Source organism: Halobaculum litoreum (genome assembly GCF_030127125.1).
Taxonomy (GTDB): domain Archaea; phylum Halobacteriota; class Halobacteria; order Halobacteriales; family Haloferacaceae; genus Halobaculum; species Halobaculum litoreum.
In genome coordinates this window covers 1,382,246-1,402,504 of record NZ_CP126156.1, presented here as the reverse complement: position 1 = coordinate 1,402,504, position 20,259 = coordinate 1,382,246, and the positions used below count along the sequence as shown (strand labels likewise).

Sequence of the window (20,259 nt, the reverse complement as noted above, 5' to 3'; positions counted from 1 at the left end):
GTGCCGGGCCGCCGAGAGCGCCGCGACACCGACCCGCGGGACCGACCCACGACCCGCCTTTTTCACCGCCGTCCGCGAACCGCGGGGCATGAGCGACGCTCGCGCGCCCGACGCGCTCCCGGACGACCTCGCCGACGTGTTCCCCGCGCTGGACGCGATCGCCGATCCCGACCTCCGTGACGGCGTCGTCGAGGCGTACGCCGTCGCGCTCGGCGACACCGACTGGGGCGACCTCCGCGAGGTGCCGTGGCTCCCCGACGAGCAGGCGCGGCTCGGCCTCCCCGACGAGTCGAACGTCGACCACGTGAACGAGGTGACCGCGCTCGCGGTCGGGATGGCCGACGAACTCCGCACCCGCCGTCCGGCCCTCGGTCTCGACCGCGACCTCGTCGTCGCGGGCGCGCTGCTCCACGACGTGAGCAAGCTGTACGAGTTCGCGCCCGGCGCGTCGGGCGACGACGCCGGGACCGTCTACTACGACCTGCTGGGCCACCCGTACGTCGGCGTGGCCGTCTGCGAGCGCGCGGGCCTCCCGGTCGAGGTGTCACACGTCGTGCTGTCGCACACGTCGCGGACGGCCGTCGAGCCGGCGACGCCGGAGGCCGCGATCGTGAGACGGGCCGACGAGGTCGCCGCCGCCGCGATCCGGTGGGGCGGGGTCGACGACCTCCGGACCGGCTGAGGCTCAGGACAGCTTCCCGAGCGCCTCGAAGAAGTCGGCGGAGGGGCCGGCGACGCGCATCGGCGGTTCGGTCGTGGTGACGGCCACCTCGGTCGGCACGTCGACGGCGTGTTGGCCGCGGCCGTCGGTGATGACGACCGCCTCCTCGGCGTCGGTGAGCGTGACCGTCACGGTCGACTCCGGGGAGACGACCAGGGGCGGCATTCCGCCCTCGGCACACATCTCGTTGACGACGAGGCCGTCGATACGGGGGTGAACGAGCGGGCCCCCCTCGGAGAGGTTGTACGCCGTCGACCCCGTCGGCGTCGCGACGAGGACGCCGTCGGCGTGCCCCCCGGAGTACAGCGAGCCGTCGACGCGCACCTCGTAGCCGACGCCGCCGCCGCGGCCGCGCCGGCCGCCCTGCACGACGACCTCGTTGGCGGCCGGCTCCGACGTCCAGTCGCCGCACGCGGCCGCCAGCCGCGGGGCCTCCCGGATCCGCATCCCCTCGCCGCGGTGGGCGTCGACCTCCGCGAGCACGGCGTCGACGGCCTCGGCGGGCGAGACGGCGTTGAGGAAGCCGACCTCCCCGAGGTTGACGCCGAGGACGGGGACGCCGCCGGCGCCGCGGGCGGCGAACAGGAACGTGCCGTCGCCACCGATGGAGACGACGAGGTCGGTCTCGTCCATGGCCGAGACGGGCGTCCCGGCGACGCCGAGTTCGCCGGCCGTCGCCTCGTCGACGGAGACGTCCACGCCGGCCTCGCGGAGGCGGTCGCGGAGGTCGCCGGCGAGGTAGGCCGCGCGCGCGTTGCCCTTCTGGGCGACGATGCCGACATCCATACCCGCCCGTCGCCGCCGTCCGGCAAAAAGCCACCCGACCCCGGCCGCACCCCCCGTCGGCGGCCTGGGGAACATTCATGCTGACGTGTCCTCTTTCGTCGGACGATGATCGACCGCCCGACGTCCGGCCCGGCGCTCGCGCCCCCGCCCGGCCGCGCTCCGGCGCGCCGCCGCCCCGGCCCCACGGACGGCCGGAGCGGGAGGTGGCGGCCGTGAGCGACGACGGCGACTGGTTCGAGCGCGCCCTCCGCGAGGAGCCGGGCGAACGCGCCGGCGGCGACGACGCAGACGACGCAGACGACGCCGGCGACGCGAGCGGCGCGGACGACGTGGAGAACGCAGCCGAGGGCGGCGACACGACCGACCGCGCGGGCGGGACGGAGCCGACCGATCCGGGCGAGTCGACCGACTCGGACGCGGACGCGGGTCGTCGGTCGAGCGAGCGCGCGGGCGCCCGCGGCGACGACCGCGACGACCTCGACGCGGACGCCGAGCCCGCGGACGACGAGCCGTTCGACGCCGGGGGAGGTCGACGCCGACGCCGACGCCGACGCGGGCGCGGACCCGTTCGGCGGCGTCCGCGACGACGCCTTCGACGGCGACGACGGGTTGGACGAACTGCTCGGCGGCGACGACACGGGCGACGGCGGCGGGGGCCGGGGTTCGGCGGCCTCGACGGGAACGGCGACGTCCCGGCGGCGGACGACGGGTCGACCGCCGACGCCGACGCGGGCGCGGACCCGTTCGGAGGGATGGGCGGGGACGCGCCGGGCGCGACGGACGACCCCTTCGGCGAGGACTTCGGCGCCGCCATGGAGGACGCCCCGGGCGGCCCCGGCGGCCCCGGCGGCTTCGGCGGCGACGGCGCCGACGCGTTCGGCGGCGGCCAGGGGTTCGGCGGCGGGGGCGGCGGCCCCGCGTTCGACGAGTCGGAGTTCGAGTCGGACATCGACCGGATCGACGTCGGGATCGAGGGGCTCGACGAGATGATCCTCGGCGGCGTCCCCGAGCGCTCGCTGATGGCCGTCATCGGGAGCGCCGGCACCGGGAAGACCACCTTCGGCCTCCAGTTCCTCAACGAGGCGCTCGTGAACGGCGGCGACGCCGTGTACATCACGCTCGAGGAGTCCGAGGAGGCGATCCTCTCGACGGCCGAGGAGAAGGGGTGGGAGTACCGCCGCTACGCCGACGAGGACCGCCTCGCGGTGATCGCGATGGACCCCATCGAGATGGCGAACTCGCTGGACTCCATCCGCGACGACATCTCCCGGCTGGTGACGGAGTTCGGCGCCGACCGCCTCGTGCTCGACTCCGTGTCCCTGCTGGAGATGATGTACGACCACCCGAGCAAGCGCCGCTCGGAGGTGTTCGACTTCGCCCGCTCGCTGAAGGCGGCGGGCGTCACGACGATGCTCACCAGCGAGGCCAGCGAGGACAACGCCTACGCCTCACGCCACGGCATCGTCGAGTACCTCACCGACGCGGTGTTCGTCCTCCAGTACGTCCGCCCGTCGGACTTCCGCGAGACGCGCCTCGCGGTCGAGATCCAGAAGATCCGCGACGCGAACCACTCCCGCGAGACGAAGCCGTACGAGATCACCGACGACGGGATCTCGGTGTACCGGCAGGCGAACATCTTCTGAGCGGCGCGGCGCCCCGCGGGGTCCGCCTCGGCCGCGACGCTCGGGCCGGTCTCCGTCGTCCCGCCGTGGCCGTTCCGTCGGGCCCCGCTACTCCCGCACGGCAGCCGCCAGCAGGCGCACGTTCGTCCCCAGCGTGCTCGCGAGCGCCCGGGGGAACCGCCGGCGTGCGCCCGCGAGCGCGTCGGTCAACGCCTCGCCCGCGTCCTCGAACACGCCCTCGCCGTGGCCGAACAGGATCCTGTCGGGGTCGAGGTCCGCGAGGCTCCGGGGCGGCGCCAGTCGGTGGGACAGCACGACGCCGACGCGCTCGTCGCCCACGCGGTACCCCGGTCCCGTGCCGAGCAGGTCGGGGACGACGAGCGTGCCGTCGGCCTCGCGGAACGCGACCGCCTCGCGCCACATCGACAGCGGTTCGAACCGACGGACGCGAACGGCGGGGTCGCCGAACGACTCCGCGAAGCGTTCCACCGGCGCGTCCACCCGCCGGGCGACGCGGTCCATCCACTCGGGGAGGTGGACGGGGACGTCGTGGCGCTCGGCGAGCACGCCGGCGTCCCGAGCGTGGTAGCTGCTGAGCACGACGACGCCCGCCACCTCCCCGAGGGCTGCGACCCGGTCGTCGAGCCCCGGCGCGTCGAGCGGGTCGACGAGCCAGACGCCGTCGTCGCCTCGGAGAGCGTGCCCCGTCCGGACACCCTCCTCGTCCGGATGCGCCACCCACCCGAACCCGTCGTCCCATCGATCGACGAACCGGGGGTCACCCTCGCCGGCGCGTCGGTACACGGTCATACGCCTGTGGTGTTCACGGGGCGATAGTGGTTCCGTCGATCCGGAACCGGAGCCCCGTGCCGGGAGTCCCCCGTCGCCGCGCCTACCGGCGCCGGTAGACGATGGCGCCGAGGACGCCGACGGACGCGACGAGCGCGGCGAGCGCGTAGTCGGGAGCGTCGATGGGGCCGCCCAGCCCCTTCGCCTCGACGGCGACCGTCATCGGCTCGGAGGCGTCGTACCGGTGGGCGTACCCGTCGCTGTACACGAGCACCTGCATCGCGTGGCTCCCGACCGTCGTCGCGTCGACGGCCTGGGTGACGGTGAGCGTCTCCCCCGGCGCGAGCGACCGCTTGCGAAGTTCGTACGAGTCCGTCTCGTTGTCGGGGCTCGCGACGTTGAGCACCACGACGGCCGTCGCGCGCTCGTCGCCGACGTTCTCGACGGTCGCCGTCAGCTCCGTCGACTGGCCGGTCACGATCGAGTCGGTGTCGACGCCGGCGTCGACGACGCACAGTTTCCGCGCGCCGTCGGCCTGACACGACTCCGACTGGGCGACGGCCGCCCCCACGGCCGGCCCGGTCACCAGCGCCGCGACGAACAGTACGACTACGCCCCAGAGGACCTGCTTCCGCGCTCCCATGCTCCGGACACTCCGGGGACCGAACCTAAACCCTCCCCCCCGGGTATCGCTGCTGAAAACTGCGGTCGCCCGCGGGCGCGTTCGTGCCGCGACGGGGCGGGGCGCTCCGGGGGCGCGCCTCAGTCGTCGGCGGGCGCGCTCGCGTCGCCGGACTCCCCGTCGGCGATCGTCGTCTGCTCGACGGGGTCGAACGTGTCGTAGTGGACGACCTCGTCGACGGGGCGACGGTACTTGCGCTCGGCCTGCAGTTCGTCGGCGTCCTCGGCGGGGTAGCCGACCGCGACGAGCATCACCGGCTCGTACGCGGCGTCGATGTCGAACTCGTCGACGAGCGCGTCGGCGTCGAACCCCTCCATCGGGAGCGTGGCGACGCCCTGGTTCCACGCCGCGGTCATGAACTGCTGGGCCGCCAGCGCCGTCGAGCGGTTCGTCCACACCCGCCGCTCGTCCTCCGGCAGGTCGGCCATCCCCTCGACGGTGTCGACGAGGTACCCCTTCGTCTCCTCGTCCGGGATGTACCCCTTGTCGAGCCAGTCCTGGAACACCGGCTCCGCGTGGCGCGCGGGGTTCGTGTCCCCGAGGACGACGACCGTCGCGGACGCCTCCTCGATGTGCTCTTGCCCGTTGGCGACCTCCGCGAGCGTCGCGAGGTCGTCGTCGTCGCGGACGACGAGGAACTCCCATGGCTGGAGGTTGAAGCTCGACGGGGCGTACGTCGCCTGTTCGAAGATCTCCTCCAGCGTCTCCTCGGACACGTCCTCGTCGCTGTACTCGTGGAGCGAACGTCGCGTGGTGACGACTTCCTCGTAATCCATCGAATCTCGTTACGGGCGTCCCGGATAAGTCCCCCTCCGCCCCGGTCGCTCCTTCCCCCACCCGACCCGTTTATCAGCCGCCCCCGCGCCCGTAGAAAGCCGTTGTGGGCGGTGACGCGTGTGTTACCGACACACGGCCGGCGTGTGTGTCACTGTCTCCCCGTCGGGGTTCCGGGCCGGACGCGGGGCGGCGCGGCCGGCCCGGGTCGACCTATCGGACGACCGTCACGGGCGCCGGCGAGGTGCGGACGACCGCCTCCGCGACGCTCCCGAGGACGACCCGGGAGATGCCCCGGCGCCCGTGGCTCCCCACCACGACGTGGTCGACGTCGTGTTCGGCGGCGTACTCGACGAGCGCGGTCGCGGGCTTCCCGACGACGGTGGCCGTCTCGACGGTCCCCTCGACCGCGAGGGAGTCGGCCGCCTCCTCGAGAGTCGCCTCGGCGTCCCTCCGGGCGCGCTCGTACCACTCCTCGCCGCCGCTGGGGACGCCCGCGCCCGGCGACGCCTTCGACTCCGCGGGGTCGATCACGTACACGAGCGTCACGTCCGCGTCGCCCCACTCCTCGGCCACGAACGACAGCGCGGCCGCCGCCTGCTCGGTGCCGTCCACCCCGACGAGGATCCGCTTCGTCATGTCGCGACGGTTGGCGACCGGGCGACAAAAAGCGACGTGGCGTCGCGGGGCCGCCGCCCGGGGCTCACTCCCCGTGGCGGGTCACGCACACCGGCAGGCCCGTCACCTCGACCGGCTCGGAGTTGTCCGGCGAGTAGACGACCATCTGCCCCTTCTCCATGTACGGCACCTTCTGGGCCAGCGACGGCGGGATGTTCACCGAGGAGATGGCGTCCTCGTCGCCGAGGTTGAGCACGAGCCGCGTGTTCACCTGCTTGAACACGGGGTCGGCGACGTCCTGCGGGTCCTGCGTCACGAGGAACAGGCCGAGCCGCTCCTTGCGGCCCTGTTTGGCGGCCTCGGTGAACTTCCCGACCACCTGCCGCGCCTGTACGTTGTCGGCGCCCGCGAGGAAGTTGTGCGCCTCGTCCATCCCGAGCACGAGCGGCGTGCGGTCGATCCGCTCGCTCGTCGGGGAGTTCGACAGCTTGTCGTCGACGAGCATCGCCGACACCGCGAGCACGAACATCTCCTTGGCCCGCGCCGACGACAGGTGGTACGTCGGCACCACCGTCAGCCCGCCGGGGCGCACGAGCGTCGTGTCCAGCTCGGTGATCGGCTTGGCCGACTGGTCGAACACGCCGGAGGGGACGCCGCGGACCCGCCGCTTCACGGCGTCGAACGTCGCCTCGTGGACGCGGCCGGACTCATCGAGCTCCTCTTTGAGCGCGGGGTCGTCGAGGAACGAGAGGAACTGCTGGTAGGTGCCGTCCCGACGGTTGCGGAAGAAGCGGTCGAGCAGGATCCGCAGCGCCGGGTACTGGTTCTCGTTGAGCGACGCGCCGGCGACGAGCCACGGCATGTCGTACTCGTTCACGATGGAGAACGGGACGGTGAACTCCACCTGTTCGGCGCGGTGGCCCCGGCCGGGGTAGGTGACGCCCGCCTCCTTCGGCACGAGCGCGACCGTGTCGTCGTGGCCGCCGTGTTCGATCCCCTCCCCCTCCAGCCGCCGCGCCCACTCGTCGTCGAGGGCGGGGTTGTCGTCGTGCATCTGGGCGTACTCGTCCTGCGGGTCGAACATCACCACGGCCGCCCGGGCGTCGCGGCCGTCGTCGGTCTCGTACGTCCGCCCGAGGTACTGCCGGAGGACGTTCTTGGCGCCGTGGGTCTTCCCGGAGCCGGTGCCGCCGGCGACGAGCGTGTGCCGGAACACGAGCGGGTCGCCGTCGGTGTAGTCGTCCTTCAGGCGGTAGTCGACGGTCGGCGGCTCCGCGGCGGTCCGCACCTTCTCGCCGCCGACCGAGAGGTGGCCGAGGAACACGCCCTCCTCGGGGATGGCGAGTCCGGTCTTGATCTGTTCGGCGTCGGTCGCCTGCTGGACGAGCGCCCCCGGCTTGGGGACGCGGTCGACCATCCGGCGCTTCAACTCGTCGCCGTCGGAGAACAACACCGCCACGGGCGCCAACTCCGCGATGTACTTGTAGTCGGCCTCGGCGAAGTCGCCCCGGTTCGTCCGCATCCGGCGGCGCGCCGTCAGTTCGGTGGCGTCGTCGGTGCGGAACTCCTGGGCGTACTCCAGCGCGGTGATGCGGCAGAACAGCTGTTCGCCGTCGGGGTACGGCACCATGAGGTACGTCCCGATCCGCACGTCCTCGCGGTTGCCGACGGTGACGAACGCCTTCAGGCTCGTCTCGTCGCTGTCCTCGGCGACGCGCAGCCCCTGCGCCACCGAGACGGTGCCGATGCCCTCGGCGACGCCGGCGTCGGCCGCCTCCATCGCGTAGCGTTCGAACCCCGAGTCCGGCTCGTCGCTGCCGGCGTCCTCGCCCCCGCCGCCCGCGTCGCCCGTGTCGTCCCCGGCGGTCGCGCCGGACGCGCCGTCGGTCACGGTCGCGTCCCCGGCGCGGCCGGCGTCGGCCCGCTCGACGGTCCCCTCGCCGCCGTCGCCCGTCCCGTCGAACTGGCCGGGGTCCTCGAAGTCGCCGAGTTCGGAGTCTCCGGCGTCGGTCATGTCACGCCCTGTGGGGCGCGGGGTGAAAACGGTATCCGTCGGCGCGGGGCGTCGCTCCGAGTCGCGGGATGCGACCGCTTATCCGCGCCCGTCGGCTACGCTCGTGCATGTTACTGGTCCGCGGGAGCGGCGGCGGCACGTCGCTCACCGGTACGATCTACGAACGCGGGGAGGAGCCCCCCTCGTTCAAGGGCGCGCCCGACGAGGACGCCCCTTACGTCTGGGTCTGTGACGCGTTCTACGAGGTCGAGTCGGGCGGGTCGGAACTGGTCGTCGACGGCGAGGCGATCCGCGTCGCGTTCGAGTCGCCCGCGCCGCGGGGGTTCGACACCCGCGACCAGGCGGTCGCCGCCGCCGAGGAGCACGTCCGCACCCAGTTCGCCCGCGTCGGCGTCCCCGAGGCCGACGTGGAAGTCGAGGTCGTGAAGGAGGAGCCGACGTAGCCGCACGCGTCGGCCGGCGTCGCCGCGAGCCGTCGGTCGTCGAGTCGGCCCGCGGACACGATCGGTGCGTTTTCCTGAACGCTTGGTCAATGGAGTCGCGTGTCCCCGACCCTCAGTATCGGAACGGCGCTCTCCGACGGTATCGACCGACTCAACACGCGCGGCGGGCTGACGCTCCTCGCCGTCCTCGCGCTCCTGCAGGTGGTCACGCAGGTCGCGCTCAACTCGCTGTTCGAGGACCTGACCGCCGGGAGCCTCCCCCTCGAGGCCACGGCGGGCGCGTACCCGCTCGCGCTCCCGCTACCCGCGAGCGTCTCCGGCGTCGTCGCGCTCCTCGCGCTCGCGGTGACGTTCGTCGTCACCGTCGTCGCCATGCGGGCGATCTACGCGGACATCGACGAGGTACCGAACGCCGAGCACACGCGCCGCCTCGGACGGACGGTGCTGGTGTTGCTCGTCGTCTCGGTGATCACCTCGTTCGCCATCGGCGTCGGCTTCGTGCTCCTGTTCTTCCCCGGCGTGTTCCTCATGGTCAGCCTGATCTTCGCCCAACTCGCGGTCGTCATCGAGGACCGCGGCGTCGTCGAGTCGTTGACGCGCAGTTGGTCGCTCACCTCGGGCAACCGGATCCGACTGTTCCTCCTCGGCGTCGTCGTCGTGGCGATCGGGTCGGTCGTCGGCGGCGTGTTCGGCCTGTTCGGCATCGTGTCGCCCGTCGCGGGCAACCTCCTCTCGGCGGCGTCGTTCGGCTTCGTGAGCCTGTTCTCGATCGCCGTGCTGGTGAGCGCGTACCGCCAACTCGCGGACGCGGAGCCGGCCGAGCCCATGACGGGCGCCGGCCTCGCGGACTGAGGCGTCGCCGCGCCCCCGCGTTCCGTCGCCCCCTACTCCTCGGCCCACCGGACGTCGTCGTACGTCCGGAGGAACTCCGCCCCGAACCGCTCCTCGAACTTCCGGCGCAGCGCCTGCTTCTCGCCGACGCCGATCCGGGCGAGTTCGTCGGCCTTCGCCACGGGCGTGGGCGGCCCCGCCTCGGCGGCGACCTCCGAGATCACCTGCCGGGTGAGCCGGGCGCGCGTGTCGGCGTCGGCCGTGAACGCCGCGGGGGCCTCCACCTTGAACAGCACGTCCTCGCGCGGCTCGTACACGTGCATGTACGTCACCTCGTAGTCGGTCGGGTCGCGGCTGCGGTCGACGCCGAGCGCGTCGCCGTCGCTCGCGAGCGGGCGGTCCGAGCCGCCCCGCGACCGGAGCCACGAGGTGAACGTGATCGCGTCGTCGTCGCGCTCGCCGTCCTCGCGGCGCTCCAACAGCCGGGTGAACAGCGCGGCGTCGTCGGGCCACGGCGCCTCGATCCCCTTGCGGTCGAGCGTTCGCGTGATGTACCCCGAGGTGGGGTTCTTCACGAAGCCGAGCACCGGCACGTCGCGCTCGATGCACGACTCGACGAGGCGGACGTACGTCGCGACGGCCTCCTGCACGGTGTCGCCGTGGGCGACCTCGCGGAGTTCGCGGTCGCGGGTCGCCCAGTTGAGTAGCCGCTTGGGGTACAGCGGCCCGTCGAGCACGAGCAGGTCGCCGACCTCCCCCCGTTCGAGGTGCTTGCGCGCGTGGTGGGACTCCGCCAGCGACAGGGCCAACTCGTGGACCATCTCGTCGGCGAACCGCCGGGAGCGGGGCACCTTCAGCACGCGCCGCTCGGAGTTGCCGTCGTCGTACGGCATCCAGCCGTCGGGCACGTCGGGGAAGAACACGGTCGCGTCGTTGGCGTGGACCGTGACCACGATGGAGCGGCCGCGGTGGAGGTCCAGGTCCGTCGGCTCGGCGCCCATCGCCGCCTGCGCCACGTCGAGCACGAGGCCGTTCTTGAACGACGTCGGGTTGAGCGTGCCCGAGTCGACGCCGTGGCTCGTCTCGAACGGGCGGTCGGCGAGCGCGGCGTCGGCGACCGGCGTCTCGCGGAGTTCGTGGTCGCCGAGCGCCGCCAGCACCTCCCGGCCCTCGTCGTGGAGCGGGTCGAGCCACTCGCGCCAGGCCGTCCCCGCGAGGTCGTCGTGGTCGGCGTCGTCGACCCCGTCGGCGATGGCCGAGGCGAGGTACGCGATGGTGTCGACGTGTACGGGGTCCAGCGTCACGCCCGAACGCGGGTGCCGCCGCCGCAAAAACGGTGCGGTCGCTGCGTTCATATCGGCCGGTCTCGTGGGGACGGTCGTGATACGGGCGGTCGGCTTCGACCTCGACATGACCCTCGCCGTGCCGGTGCGCTCGCGCGCGGCGCTGCTCGACGACGCGCTCCGCGCCGCCGGCGTCCCCGAACTCGTCGGCACGGTGGACCGGCAGTCGTACCTCGACGCGCACGCCCGGCACCGCACCGCCGAGAGCCGCGAGCCGGTGTTCGCGGAGCTGCTGGCCCCCACGACGTAGCGACCGACCCCGGGACGGTCGCGACCGCCTACCACGAGGCGGTCACGGGCGCGCTCGTCCCCGTCGACGGCGCGCGCGAGCTGGTCGCGGCGCTCCGCGAGCGCTACCGGGTGGGCGTGCTCACGAACGGGCCCGTGAGGGCACAGACCGCCAAGCTCGACCACCTCGGCTGGTGGGACGACTTCGACACGGTCCACGTCTCGGGGGACCTCCCGGCCGGCAAGCCCGACCGGCGCGCGTTCGAGGCGTTGCTGGCGGGACTCGACGCCGCGCCCGAGGAGACGGTGTTCGTCGGCGACCACCCCGTCGAGGACGTCGCCGGGGCGGCTGCGCTGGGCATCCACACGGTGCAGGTGCTCGGCGACGGCGACGAGCCCGCCCCCGAGGCCGACGCGTCGGTCGCCCGGGACCGGCTCGCCGCCGACCTCCCCGGGATCGTCGACTCGTTCTGAGTGCCGGCGCGTCGGCCCCTCGACGCCTCAGCCGTCGTCGTCGACGGCCGCGACGAACGCCGGCAACACCCGTTTGACCTGCGCGCCGTCCTCGACGAACACGACCGTCCGGGGCGGCGTCGTCGCCTTCGGCCGGACCCTGAGCCCCTCGGCCGCGGCTGCCTCGGCCGCCTCGTCGGGGGCGAGGGCGAACTCCACCCGGACCCGCTCGGGGTGGACGAACACCTCTGCGACCGCGGTGTCGGCGTCACCGTGGGCGTCGTCCCCGGCGTCCGCATCGCCCGCGCCGGCCCCGTCGAGCAGGCGCACCCGGTACGCGAGCGTCCCGTCGGGCGTCGGCGCGACGTCCGGGTCGGCGTCGGTCACGGCGACCGCGCGGAGGCGGTCGCGGTCGCCCGTCGCCCGAGGCGAGCAGTTGCGCGAGCCTGACGCCGGCGGTCGTCCGCTCGGCGACCATCTACTCGCCCTCCGGGGCGTCGTCCGCGTCGGCCGCCGGGGCCGCCGCGTCCTCGTCGCTCCCCGCCGCGTCGTCGACGAGCGCCGCCCGCGCCTCCGCGGCGATCTCCGCCACGTCGACGCCGTGCTCGCGGGCGACGAGCACCGCCGCCGTCTCCAGCGTCACGCCGGCGTCGCGCTGGCGGCGGTTGGCGGCGGCGACCGCCTCGCGCTTCTCCACGCCCGCGGCGACGACGGCGTCGACGGCCTTCTCGAAGGTGGACTGCTCGCGCAACACCGACTCGTCGGGCTCGAAGTCCGCGGGGACGTGCACCTCGGCGGGGTCGAACTGCGTGACCAACTCCCCGCCCTCCTCGGCCAACAGCCCCCGTCCCGTGGCGATGTCGACGAGCCGTTTCGCCTGGTCGGGCGAGAACCAGTCGCGGTCGAGCGACAGGGCGACGACGAACTCGCCCTCGCCCATCCGGTCGGTGCCCGCGCCGCGGAACGGCGCGGCGACGGCGGCCTCCAGCGTCATACGCGTACGTCCGCGGGCTGCCACAAAAGCCGCTCGGGGCGGGCGCGCCGCGCCACGCCGCCGAGGAGCCGTGGCTCGCGCTCGGTGCGTGCGAAACAGGGGAGGATCGAGGTCGGAGCCGCCCGACTACGCGAACGCCAGCGAGTCGTCCGCGTCGACGTCCTCGGCTTGGGAGGTCTTCTCCCAGGCGGCCTCGAAGTCGGCCATCGTGATCTCGGTGCGGTCCTCGCGGATAGCGAACATGCCGGCCTCGGTGCAGACGGCCTTCACGTCCGCCCCCGAGGCGCCCTCGGTGAGCTCCGCGAGTGCGGCGAAGTCGACGTCGGCGGCGACGTTCATGTCGCGGGTGTGGATCCCGAAGATGAGCTCGCGGCCGGCGGCCTCGGGCTTGGGCACCTCGATGAGGCGGTCGAAGCGGCCGGGGCGGAGGATCGCCGGGTCGAGCATGTCGAAGCGGTTCGTGGCCGCGATGATGCGGATCTCGCCGCGCTCGTCGAACCCGTCCATCTCGGCGAGCAGCTGCATCATCGTGCGCTGGACCTCGGCGTCGCCGGAGGTCTTCGAGTCGGTCCGCTTGGAGGCGATGGCGTCGATCTCGTCGATGAAGATGACGGCGGGCTCGTTCTCGCGGGCGACCTCGAACAGGTCGCGCACGAGCTTCGCGCCCTCGCCGATGAACTTGTGGACCAGCTCCGAGCCGGCCATCTTGATGAAGGTGGCGTCGGTCTGGTTCGCGACGGCCTTCGCGAGCATCGTCTTGCCCGTGCCCGGCGGGCCGTGGAGGAGGACGCCGCTGGGCGGCTGGATGCCCACCTCGGTGAACATCTCGGGGTTCTTGAGGGGCATCTCGACGGTCTCGCGCACCTCGTTCATCTGCTCGTCGAGGCCCCCGATGTCGGCGTACGTGACGTCGGGCGAGTGCTCGACCTGCATGACGCGGGCGCGGACGTCCGTCTCCTTCTCCAGCTTCTTCACGACCGACAGGGAGTTGTTGACGGCGACGCGGTCGTCCGGCTCCAGGCCGTCGCGCATCTCGTCGGTGACCTCGGTGAGCGCCTCCTGGTTGTTGCCGTGCTGTTTGATCACGACGCCGTCGTCCGTGATCTCTTGGACCGTGGCGACGAACAGCGGCGACTGCTTGAGCTTCTTGTTCTCGTGCGTGAGCCGCTCCAGCTTCTGCTGGTACTTGTTGTTCTCCGCGTTCGCGTCCAGGAGCTTGTCGCGCATCTCCTCGTTTTGCCCTTCGAGGACCTCGAGGCGCTCCTGCAGGGCCTCGATCTTCTCCTGCTGCGACGCGGCCTCGTCCTCGTAGGGGAGGTCCACGTCGTCAACGGTGTCAGTCATCGGCGAAGCTAGGACGGACACTAATAAGAGACTTCGGGTCGGGGTGAAGACCGTGATAATCCGATGCCCGGAGGTAATATTTTGTATAGTAAGTATTAACCATCGGCATCGTGTTCGTCGAAGTACGATGAGTGCATCCGACGCCGAAGCGGTCGCCGAGGAGACGCCGGGCGACGTGTGGGCCCCGGTCCGGGACCTGCCGCCGAGCGCGAAGCTGGTGGCGAAGGTGCTCGCGTACGAGGACACCCTGAGTCAGAGCGAACTGTCCGAGGAGACGCTGCTCCCGCCGCGGACGGTGCGCTACGCCCTCTCGCGCCTGGAGGAGGTCGACGCCGTCGAGTCGCGCTTCTCGTTCACCGACGCGCGCAAGCGGCTCTACTCGCTGGACCTGTAACGCCCGTCGCCGTCGTTCTCGTCGCCGACGCACACGCCGTGGAGCAGCCGCGCGAGCGTCTCGACCCCGTCGACGAGCCGCGGGCTCGGTTGGTTCAACAGCGCGTCGTCGACCACGTGGACCGCGGCGTCGACGTCCCACCCGCGACCCGCGAACGCGCCGCTCGCGGGGACGCGGTCCCGGCCACACCAGTGCAACACGACGTGGTCCGGCTCCGCGGCCGCGACGGCGTCGGGCGCGACCTCGCGCGACCGCTCGCCCGGGGCCACGAACGGACACCGCCCGCCCGCGGCCGCGACGGCCTCGGGCACCCAGTTGCCGGCGGCCATCGGCGGGTCGCCCCACTCCTCGGCGTACACCACCGGTCGCCGCTCGGGGTCGTCGGGCACCGCCGCCCGGACCCGGTCGACCCGTCGCCGGAGCGCCGCGGCGAGCGCCGCCCCGCCGGCCGCGTCGTCGACGGCGCGACCCACGTCGGCGACGGACGCGAACACGTCCGCCAGCCGCGTCGGCTCCGCGTGGCTCACGGGCAGGCCCCGATCCCGGAGCGCCTCGGCCGTCTCGCGCTGGAGCGCGTCGCAGGTCAACACCGCCGTGGGGTCGAGCGACTCGACGGCGTCGAGGTCCGGGTTCGGCCACCCGCCGACGGTCGTCACCGTGCCGGCGTCGGCGGGCACCTCGCACGCGTGCGTCGCGCCGACGAGCGCCCCGCCCGCCCCGAGCGCGTCGAGGGTCACGGTCGCGCTCGGCGCCAGCGAGACGACCCGATCTGTCACCATCGATCTGCCGTGCGAGCCGTTCACACATAAGGGCGGCGTCCGGCGATCCCACGATCGCGTGACAGCGGTACACACCCGTTCGGGACATCGTTTGATTTTTATACTGCTCCTCCGTCGATAAGGCACAGAGTCACCCCGGGGTTTTTTGTATCCCCTTCCGGGCTCACGCCCTCAGCAGCAATGAGCGAGAAAACCCACACCCGACGCCGACCCGCCGGGCGCGACCGACGAACAGCACACGAACGAACCCAGGAGGACGAGGAGGAGACCGAGCAGGGCGGCGACGAGCTCGTCTGCCCCGAGTGTAGCGGGAACGTCATTCAAGACGAGGAGCACGGCGAGACCGTCTGCGAGGAGTGCGGCCTCGTCGTCGAGGAGGACTCCGTCGACCGCGGCCCCGAGTGGCGCGCGTTCGACGCCGCCGAGAAGGACCAGAAGTCCCGCGTCGGCGCCCCCACGACGAACACGATGCACGACAAGGGGCTGTCGACGAACATCGACTGGCGCGATCAGGACGCCTACGGCCGCTCGCTGGGCGCCCGCCAGCGCCAGAAGATGCGCCGCCTGCGGAAGTGGAACGAGCGCTTCCGCACGCGCGACTCCAAGGAGCGTAACCTCAAGCAGGCGCTCGGCGAGATCGACCGCATGGCCTCGGCGCTGGGCCTGCCGGACAACGTCCGCGAGACGGCCTCCGTCATCTACCGCCGCGCGCTCGACGAGGACCTCCTGCCGGGCCGCTCCATCGAGGGCGTCTCGACGGCCTGCGTGTACGCGGCCGCCCGGATGGCGGGCGTCCCGCGGAGCCTCGACGAGATCAGCGACGTGTCCCGCGTCTCGAAGGACGAGGTCGCCCGCACGTACCGCTACGTCGTGCGCGAACTGAAGCTGGAGGTCAAGCCGGCCGACCCCGAGCAGTACGTCCCCCGGTTCGCCTCCTCGCTGGAGCTCTCGGAGGAGTCCGAGATGCGCGCCAAGCAGCTCCTGAAGAACGCCAAGGAGAAGGGCGTCCACTCGGGCAAGTCGCCCGTCGGCCTCGCCGCGGCCGCCGTGTACGCCGCCGCGCTGCTCACCAACGAGAAGACGACGCAGGCGGCCGTCTCCGAGGTCGCGGACATCTCCGAGGTCACCATCCGCAACCGCTACCACGAACTGCTCGAGGCCGAGGACGGCCTCATCGCCTGAGCGCCCCGCCGAACCCGACCGCTTTTCGTCCGACGCGTCGTGCCCGCGAGCCACGCGTCCTGCCGGGCGTCGCGACGGTCCGGCGCGACCGGCGAGGCGCCGCCCGGGAGGCCGACCGGACCGTTTTTGCCGCCGTCGTGCCACGCTCCGGTGATGCGTCCCCGATACGAACTGCTCCAAGGCGTGCTCCTGCTCGGCTTGAGCGCCGCCATCGTCGGCCTGTTCGGCGTCCCCGCCTCGCCGGTGCTCGCGACGGTGCTCGCCCTGTTCGCGGTCGGCGGCGCGTTCGCGTTCGTCGCCGGCCTCCGCGTCGAGGGCCGCGTCGCCGGTCGCGACGTCGACCACGTCACGCTCCGCGGCGTCGCCGGCTGTGCGCTCGGCGTGGGGATGTGCGTGCTCGGGACGGGGCAGATGCGCGCCGGCGACCTGTTCGGGCTGGCGGTCGTGCTCGCGGGCGTGTTCGTCCTCGGCGTCGGCGTGGCGACGATCCAGCGCCGTCCGTCGGTGATGACCGACGACGAACTGTAGCCCGCCGCGACACCCGCCGCCACGGGGAGGCTTTTCCGCGCACGCCGCACACGTCCCGCCATGCCCCTCGATCTCGACTCGTTCTCCCTGTGTGCGAGCACCGCCGACCTCGGCGAGGAGCCGGCGGCGCGCGAGCACGCCGACTGCGTCGAGTTCCGGATGGACCTGGCCGCCGACCCGCTGGCGGCGCTCGGCGCCTACGACGGCGACCTCCCGCTGCTCGTCACGAACCGACCGCGCTGGGAGGGCGACACCGCGCCGTACGGCCGCCTCGACGCGCTGGCGTCGGCGGTCGAACACGACGCGGTCGCCGCCGTCGACCTCGAACTGGCGACGCTCCGTGGGCGGCCGACCGGGACGAACGACGTGAGCGTGGAGGAGCCGGCGGCCCGCGCCCGCGACCACGGCGCGGCGGTCGTCGCCTCCGTCCACGACTTCGCGGGCACCCCCGCCGCGTCGACGCTGGACGCCCTGCTCCGGGCGGCGGCCGCGGCGGGCGACGCCGGGAAGCTCGCCGTCACCGCCGACACTCGGGACGACGCGCTCGCGCTCCTCGCGGCGACCCACCGGGCGACCCGACGCGGGGACCGCGTCGCGACGATGGCGATGGGCGAGGCGGGGCGCCACACCCGCGCGGTCGCCCCGGTGTACGGCTCGCGGCTCGGCTACGCGCCCGTCGACGCCGCCGACGCGACCGCGCCCGGCCAGTACGACCTCGCGACGCTCCGGCGGCTCGTCGACGACCTCTCCCGGGGGTGAGCGTCCGCCGACGGGGGACCGACGCGGGGCGGACGGGCGTCAGACGCCCCGTACGAAGGTTCATGGCGGTGGCTCGGCTACGGGGAGGGTAATGCAACGACGCCCCGCGGTGGCGGCGGCGCTGGCGGTCGTCCCGGCGCTCGGGCACGCGTACCTGCGGCGGTGGAGTCGCGGGGTCGCCTGGCTGGCGCTGCTGGCGGGCTCGCTGCTCGTGTTCGTCGGCGTGTTCGGCGTCGCCGGCGCGGGCGGCGTCGCCCTCTCGACCGTCCGCGTCGCCGACGTCGCGTCAACGACGGGGCTCCGGTTCCTCGTCCCGCTGGCGGTCGTCCTCTCGCTGTCGGCGATGGACGCGTACGTCCTCGCGCGCCGCGAGGCCCGCACGACGGCGATCACCTGCCCGCGGTGCCGACGCGAGGTCGACCTCTCGCTGGACTTCTGTTGGTACTGCTCGATCGAGTTCGACTACGTCAGGCAGGAACGGTAGCGACGGTCGCGGTCCGGCGGGGGAGCGACGGGGCGGCGGCCGCCTACTTCTCGATGATCGACTCCTCGACGGCCTCGCCGAAGTGGCGCGCGACGTCCTCGTAGTAGACGAGCACCTCGTCGCCCTCCCCGAGGTCCGTCACCGCTTTGCGGCCGGCCGCGGTGGCGACCTTCACCGTCTCGGCGTTCTGGATGAGCGTCTCGATGCGGTCGGTCTCCCCCGCCCCCGTCTCGACCTCCGCCTGCACCCGGAACATCGGGCGCTTCTCGATCTTCACGCGGCCGACGACGGCCTCGCGGGTCTTCCCGTCGGTGTCGACGACCTGCACCTCGTCGCCAGAGCCCAGTTCCGAGAGGTACTTCGTCCCCCCGTCGGGCGTGCGGACGTACGCGTGGACGGCGCCGGCGTTCACCCGGAACGGGCGGGAGGCGACGTACGGGGAGTCGGCGGTCTCGGCGTGGACGAAGAACAGCCCCCGGCTCATCGACCCGACGAGCATCCCCTCGTCGTGGTCCATGATCGACCCGGTGTCGACGCAGACGCGGTCCGCGGAGCCGGTGCGCTCGACGGCGGTGACGGTCGCGGTCGTCAGCTCCAGCGTCTCGCGGTCGGCCTCGTCGCGGACCTCCACGGTCTTGCGGATCTCGTCGGGGTCGTCGGTGTCGAGGAGGACGCCCTCGGCGCCGAGTTCGAGCGTCTCGAAGGCGGTGCGCGCCTCCTCGGCGGTCGTCGCGCCCGCGACGAGGGTGGTGTCGTCGCCGATGCGCGCGATGAGGTTCTCCAGCGGGATGATCTGCCAGTTCTCGCTTGCGACGACGACGAACTCCGCGTCGCGGGCGGCCGCCTCGGCGAACGCCTCGTACTCCTCGTCGAAGATGCGGACGAACGCCCCCTGCGCGCGGTTGTCGGTCCGGCGCAGCGTCGAGAGGTCGGCGGAGCCGGAGAAGTCCCCGGGGAGGTCGACGGTGCCGTCGCCCTCGCCGTCCTTGCCGACGATGTACGCGTCGGCGACGGCGTACTCGTCGCCGTCGCCGGCCTCCACGTCGTCGATCACGTCGACGTCGGCGTCCGACCGGAACGCGGCGACGTTCACGTCCCCCAACTCGCGCACCTTCGAGGCGTCGCGCTCGTCGACGAGCACCCAGTCGACGCCGGCTTCGAGGCCGGCGGTGATCCGCTCGCGCCGCGCGTCCCAGTCGCCGACCGCGTCGTCGGCTCGGATCCAGACGGACCGCGTTCGTGTCATTGTGGGTCGCTATCGGGGGCGCCGCTTTAACGTGGCGGATACGGCGACCCGACGGCGAAACGCTCTTTCGCCTCGTCTGACAGGACTCGCCATGGCCGTCCTCTTCGACCTGGACGACACGCTGTGTGTCGACGACCAGAACCCCGCGGCGCTGCTCGCCGCGACGTTCGATCGCGTCGGCGTCGACCCCTTCTGCGACGCGAGCACGCTCGCCTCGACGGGGACCGAGCAAGGGAACGCCGACAGCGACATCGAGTTCTACCGCGAGCAGTTCCGCATCGCCGCCGAGCGGGCCGCCGGGAGCGACGCGGACGCGCCCGCTCCCGACGACCCCGAGCCGGATCACACGCTCGACTCGATGGCGGCGTTCGCCGACCTGATCTGACCGGCCTCCGGGAATCGGTGGACCGGTGTTACAGCCCCGACGCCGACAGCGCGTCCTCCGCGTCGGCGTCGTCGTGGACGACCGCCGACACCGCGCGCGTCATCGCCTCGGGGTCGTCGTGCTGGAAGATGGTCCGGCCCATCGAGACGCCCGCCGCGCCCGCGTCCATCGCGCCGCGGACGTTCTCCAGCGTCGCGAGGTCGCTCACGGGCGAGCCACCGGCGATGATGACCGGCAGGCGAGTGGACTCACAGACGTGCTGGAAGCTCTCGGCGTCGCCGGAGTAGGCCGTCTTCACCAGATCCGCGCCGCACTCCTCGGCGAGGCGGACGGCGTGGCCGAGGTACTCGGCGTCGTGTTCCGGGTCGTCGCCCTCGAGGTTCGCGCCGCGTGCGTACGCCATCGCGAGCACGGGGACGCCGTACTCGTTGGCCTCCTCGCACAGCTCCGAGAGGAACGTCATCTGCTCTGGCTCGTAGTCGGAGCCGACGTTGATGTGCATCGAGACGGCGTCGGCGCCGGCGCGGATGGCGCTCTTCACCGACCCGGTCCGGCGTTTGTCGTTGCTCTCGGGGCCGACGACCGTCGAGGCGTTGAGGTGGACGACGTAGCCCGCGTCGTGCTTGTTGTCGTGGACGCGCGGCGCGATGCCCGGCTGGGTGAGCACCGCGTCGGCGCCGCCGCGCGTGACGGCGTCGATCGTCCCCTCGATGTCCTTCAGCCCCTTCACGGCGCCGAGGGTGATGCCGTGGTCCATCGGCACCATGAGGATGCGGTCGTCCGTGGAGATGCGGTCCATCCGTGCGGCGAGTCCGGCGAGTTCCATTGGTATGTTGTGGCGTGATCGGGCGTAAATGGCT

The 20,259-nt window shown here is 72.7% G+C and carries 22 protein-coding genes and 2 pseudogenes; 11 read left to right on the top strand and 13 right to left on the bottom strand.

Features of this window, described 5'->3' with window-relative positions:
* Positions 1–88: 88 nt before the first annotated feature.
* Positions 89–682 carry an HD domain-containing protein gene (locus P0R35_RS07615; protein ID WP_284011907.1) on the top strand — a complete coding sequence of 198 codons (594 nt, stop codon included), beginning with the start codon at positions 89–91 and terminating at the stop codon, positions 680–682.
* Positions 683–685: 3 nt separating this feature from the next.
* On the opposite strand, the gene P0R35_RS07610 is transcribed toward P0R35_RS07615, so the two are convergent.
* Positions 686–1,507 carry an NAD(+)/NADH kinase gene (locus tag P0R35_RS07610; RefSeq protein ID WP_284011906.1) on the bottom strand — a complete coding sequence of 274 codons (822 nt, stop codon included), beginning with the start codon at positions 1,505–1,507 and terminating at the stop codon, positions 686–688.
* A 212-nt stretch (positions 1,508–1,719) separates the two neighbouring features.
* On the opposite strand from P0R35_RS07610, the gene P0R35_RS07605 reads away from it, so the two are divergent.
* Positions 1,720–3,150, top strand: a complete 1,431-nt coding sequence (locus P0R35_RS07605) for a KaiC domain-containing protein (protein ID WP_321170416.1) — start codon at positions 1,720–1,722, stop codon at positions 3,148–3,150.
* A gap of 87 nt (positions 3,151–3,237) precedes the next feature.
* Here the strand turns inward: P0R35_RS07605 and P0R35_RS07600 are convergent, their stop codons facing one another.
* The 5 genes from P0R35_RS07600 to P0R35_RS07580 all read right to left on the bottom strand — a co-directional run bounded on the left by P0R35_RS07600 (position 3,238) and on the right by P0R35_RS07580 (position 8,006).
* The gene (locus tag P0R35_RS07600; RefSeq protein ID WP_284011905.1) at positions 3,238–3,939 is read right to left on the bottom strand and encodes a hypothetical protein; all 702 of its coding nucleotides are present in this window, start codon (positions 3,937–3,939) and stop codon (positions 3,238–3,240) included.
* Between the two features lie 82 nt (positions 3,940–4,021).
* Entirely contained in the window at positions 4,022–4,561 is a 540-nt protein-coding gene (locus P0R35_RS07595; protein ID WP_284011904.1) for an Ig-like domain-containing protein, read from the bottom strand.
* A gap of 119 nt (positions 4,562–4,680) precedes the next feature.
* Entirely contained in the window at positions 4,681–5,376 is a 696-nt protein-coding gene (locus P0R35_RS07590; protein ID WP_284011902.1) for a nitroreductase family protein, read from the bottom strand.
* A gap of 211 nt (positions 5,377–5,587) precedes the next feature.
* Positions 5,588–6,013 carry a universal stress protein gene (locus P0R35_RS07585; protein WP_284011901.1) on the bottom strand — a complete coding sequence of 142 codons (426 nt, stop codon included), beginning with the start codon at positions 6,011–6,013 and terminating at the stop codon, positions 5,588–5,590.
* 64 nt (positions 6,014–6,077) lie between these two features.
* On the bottom strand, positions 6,078–8,006 hold the full coding sequence (locus P0R35_RS07580) for an ATP-binding protein (protein ID WP_284011899.1): 1,929 nt from the start codon (positions 8,004–8,006) through the stop codon (positions 6,078–6,080).
* Positions 8,007–8,113: 107 nt separating this feature from the next.
* Here P0R35_RS07580 and P0R35_RS07575 point away from each other — a divergent pair, with 107 nt between their 5' ends.
* Together P0R35_RS07575 and P0R35_RS07570 are read left to right on the top strand one after the other, a co-directional pair.
* Positions 8,114–8,449, top strand: a complete 336-nt coding sequence (locus P0R35_RS07575) for a DUF7113 family protein (RefSeq protein ID WP_284011898.1) — start codon at positions 8,114–8,116, stop codon at positions 8,447–8,449.
* Positions 8,450–8,548: 99 nt separating this feature from the next.
* Positions 8,549–9,301, top strand: coding sequence for a DUF7847 domain-containing protein (locus P0R35_RS07570; RefSeq protein ID WP_284011897.1), 753 nt, complete (start codon positions 8,549–8,551; stop codon positions 9,299–9,301).
* A 32-nt stretch (positions 9,302–9,333) separates the two neighbouring features.
* Here the strand turns inward: P0R35_RS07570 and P0R35_RS07565 are convergent, their stop codons facing one another.
* Entirely contained in the window at positions 9,334–10,584 is a 1,251-nt protein-coding gene (locus tag P0R35_RS07565) for a DNA double-strand break repair nuclease NurA (protein WP_284011896.1), read from the bottom strand.
* Between the two features lie 106 nt (positions 10,585–10,690).
* Between P0R35_RS07565 and P0R35_RS16420 the strand changes: the two are divergent.
* Positions 10,691–11,325, top strand: a pseudogene (locus P0R35_RS16420) (HAD family hydrolase).
* 27 nt (positions 11,326–11,352) lie between these two features.
* Here P0R35_RS16420 and P0R35_RS07550 read toward each other — a convergent pair.
* The 3 genes and pseudogenes from P0R35_RS07550 to pan1 all read right to left on the bottom strand — a co-directional run bounded on the left by P0R35_RS07550 (position 11,353) and on the right by pan1 (position 13,642).
* Positions 11,353–11,782, bottom strand: a pseudogene (locus P0R35_RS07550) (DUF7993 family protein).
* Positions 11,783–12,298 carry a DUF2240 family protein gene (locus P0R35_RS07545; RefSeq protein ID WP_284011895.1) on the bottom strand — a complete coding sequence of 172 codons (516 nt, stop codon included), beginning with the start codon at positions 12,296–12,298 and terminating at the stop codon, positions 11,783–11,785.
* Positions 12,299–12,424: 126 nt separating this feature from the next.
* Positions 12,425–13,642 carry a proteasome-activating nucleotidase Pan1 gene (gene pan1, locus P0R35_RS07540; RefSeq protein ID WP_284011894.1) on the bottom strand — a complete coding sequence of 406 codons (1,218 nt, stop codon included), beginning with the start codon at positions 13,640–13,642 and terminating at the stop codon, positions 12,425–12,427.
* A gap of 127 nt (positions 13,643–13,769) precedes the next feature.
* On the opposite strand from pan1, the gene P0R35_RS07535 reads away from it, so the two are divergent.
* Positions 13,770–14,036, top strand: coding sequence for a MarR family transcriptional regulator (locus tag P0R35_RS07535; protein WP_284014561.1), 267 nt, complete (start codon positions 13,770–13,772; stop codon positions 14,034–14,036).
* On the opposite strand, the gene P0R35_RS07530 is transcribed toward P0R35_RS07535, so the two are convergent.
* Complete coding sequence (locus P0R35_RS07530; RefSeq protein ID WP_284014560.1) at positions 14,018–14,815, bottom strand: helical backbone metal receptor; 798 nt, start codon at positions 14,813–14,815, stop codon at positions 14,018–14,020. The genes P0R35_RS07535 and P0R35_RS07530 overlap by 19 nt on opposite strands.
* Before the next feature lie 180 nt (positions 14,816–14,995).
* On the opposite strand from P0R35_RS07530, the gene P0R35_RS07525 reads away from it, so the two are divergent.
* The 4 genes from P0R35_RS07525 (at position 14,996) to P0R35_RS07510 (ending at position 17,768) form a co-directional block, all read left to right on the top strand.
* Positions 14,996–15,997 carry a transcription initiation factor IIB gene (locus P0R35_RS07525; protein ID WP_284014559.1) on the top strand — a complete coding sequence of 334 codons (1,002 nt, stop codon included), beginning with the start codon at positions 14,996–14,998 and terminating at the stop codon, positions 15,995–15,997.
* Positions 15,998–16,150: 153 nt separating this feature from the next.
* Positions 16,151–16,525 carry a DUF7994 family protein gene (locus P0R35_RS07520; RefSeq protein ID WP_284014558.1) on the top strand — a complete coding sequence of 125 codons (375 nt, stop codon included), beginning with the start codon at positions 16,151–16,153 and terminating at the stop codon, positions 16,523–16,525.
* 60 nt (positions 16,526–16,585) lie between these two features.
* On the top strand, positions 16,586–17,284 hold the full coding sequence (locus P0R35_RS07515) for a type I 3-dehydroquinate dehydratase (RefSeq protein WP_284014557.1): 699 nt from the start codon (positions 16,586–16,588) through the stop codon (positions 17,282–17,284).
* 91 nt (positions 17,285–17,375) lie between these two features.
* Complete coding sequence (locus tag P0R35_RS07510; protein ID WP_284014556.1) at positions 17,376–17,768, top strand: DUF7575 domain-containing protein; 393 nt, start codon at positions 17,376–17,378, stop codon at positions 17,766–17,768.
* 43 nt (positions 17,769–17,811) lie between these two features.
* Here the strand turns inward: P0R35_RS07510 and P0R35_RS07505 are convergent, their stop codons facing one another.
* Positions 17,812–19,014, bottom strand: a complete 1,203-nt coding sequence (locus tag P0R35_RS07505; RefSeq protein WP_284014555.1) for a 3-dehydroquinate synthase II — start codon at positions 19,012–19,014, stop codon at positions 17,812–17,814.
* Between the two features lie 91 nt (positions 19,015–19,105).
* On the opposite strand from P0R35_RS07505, the gene P0R35_RS07500 reads away from it, so the two are divergent.
* Entirely contained in the window at positions 19,106–19,399 is a 294-nt protein-coding gene (locus tag P0R35_RS07500; RefSeq protein WP_284014554.1) for a hypothetical protein, read from the top strand.
* A 28-nt stretch (positions 19,400–19,427) separates the two neighbouring features.
* Here P0R35_RS07500 and P0R35_RS07495 read toward each other — a convergent pair whose 3' ends face one another.
* The gene (locus P0R35_RS07495; protein ID WP_284014553.1) at positions 19,428–20,225 is read right to left on the bottom strand and encodes a 2-amino-3,7-dideoxy-D-threo-hept-6-ulosonate synthase; all 798 of its coding nucleotides are present in this window, start codon (positions 20,223–20,225) and stop codon (positions 19,428–19,430) included.
* Positions 20,226–20,259: the final 34 nt, after the last annotated feature.

Bases quoted from the DNA above. Each gene is read 5' to 3' on its own strand.
- P0R35_RS07505 (WP_284014555.1), bottom strand. From the start codon at position 19,014: ATGACACGAACGCGGTCCGTCTGGATCCGAGCCGACGACGCGGTCGGC.
- P0R35_RS07615 (WP_284011907.1), top strand. From the start codon at position 89: ATGAGCGACGCTCGCGCGCCCGACGCGCTCCCGGACGACCTCGCCGAC.
- P0R35_RS07495 (WP_284014553.1), bottom strand. From the start codon at position 20,225: ATGGAACTCGCCGGACTCGCCGCACGGATGGACCGCATCTCCACGGAC.
- P0R35_RS07515 (WP_284014557.1), top strand. From the start codon at position 16,586: ATGCCCCTCGATCTCGACTCGTTCTCCCTGTGTGCGAGCACCGCCGAC.
- P0R35_RS07520 (WP_284014558.1), top strand. From the start codon at position 16,151: ATGCGTCCCCGATACGAACTGCTCCAAGGCGTGCTCCTGCTCGGCTTG.
- P0R35_RS07510 (WP_284014556.1), top strand. From the start codon at position 17,376: ATGCAACGACGCCCCGCGGTGGCGGCGGCGCTGGCGGTCGTCCCGGCG.
- P0R35_RS07500 (WP_284014554.1), top strand. From the start codon at position 19,106: ATGGCCGTCCTCTTCGACCTGGACGACACGCTGTGTGTCGACGACCAG.
- pan1 (WP_284011894.1), bottom strand. From the start codon at position 13,642: ATGACTGACACCGTTGACGACGTGGACCTCCCCTACGAGGACGAGGCC.
- P0R35_RS07545 (WP_284011895.1), bottom strand. From the start codon at position 12,298: ATGACGCTGGAGGCCGCCGTCGCCGCGCCGTTCCGCGGCGCGGGCACC.
- P0R35_RS07600 (WP_284011905.1), bottom strand. From the start codon at position 3,939: ATGACCGTGTACCGACGCGCCGGCGAGGGTGACCCCCGGTTCGTCGAT.
- P0R35_RS07590 (WP_284011902.1), bottom strand. From the start codon at position 5,376: ATGGATTACGAGGAAGTCGTCACCACGCGACGTTCGCTCCACGAGTAC.
- P0R35_RS07595 (WP_284011904.1), bottom strand. From the start codon at position 4,561: ATGGGAGCGCGGAAGCAGGTCCTCTGGGGCGTAGTCGTACTGTTCGTC.
- P0R35_RS07610 (WP_284011906.1), bottom strand. From the start codon at position 1,507: ATGGATGTCGGCATCGTCGCCCAGAAGGGCAACGCGCGCGCGGCCTAC.
- P0R35_RS07525 (WP_284014559.1), top strand. From the start codon at position 14,996: ATGAGCGAGAAAACCCACACCCGACGCCGACCCGCCGGGCGCGACCGA.
- P0R35_RS07535 (WP_284014561.1), top strand. From the start codon at position 13,770: ATGAGTGCATCCGACGCCGAAGCGGTCGCCGAGGAGACGCCGGGCGAC.
- P0R35_RS07575 (WP_284011898.1), top strand. From the start codon at position 8,114: ATGTTACTGGTCCGCGGGAGCGGCGGCGGCACGTCGCTCACCGGTACG.
- P0R35_RS07585 (WP_284011901.1), bottom strand. From the start codon at position 6,013: ATGACGAAGCGGATCCTCGTCGGGGTGGACGGCACCGAGCAGGCGGCG.
- P0R35_RS07530 (WP_284014560.1), bottom strand. From the start codon at position 14,815: ATGGTGACAGATCGGGTCGTCTCGCTGGCGCCGAGCGCGACCGTGACC.
- P0R35_RS07580 (WP_284011899.1), bottom strand. From the start codon at position 8,006: ATGACCGACGCCGGAGACTCCGAACTCGGCGACTTCGAGGACCCCGGC.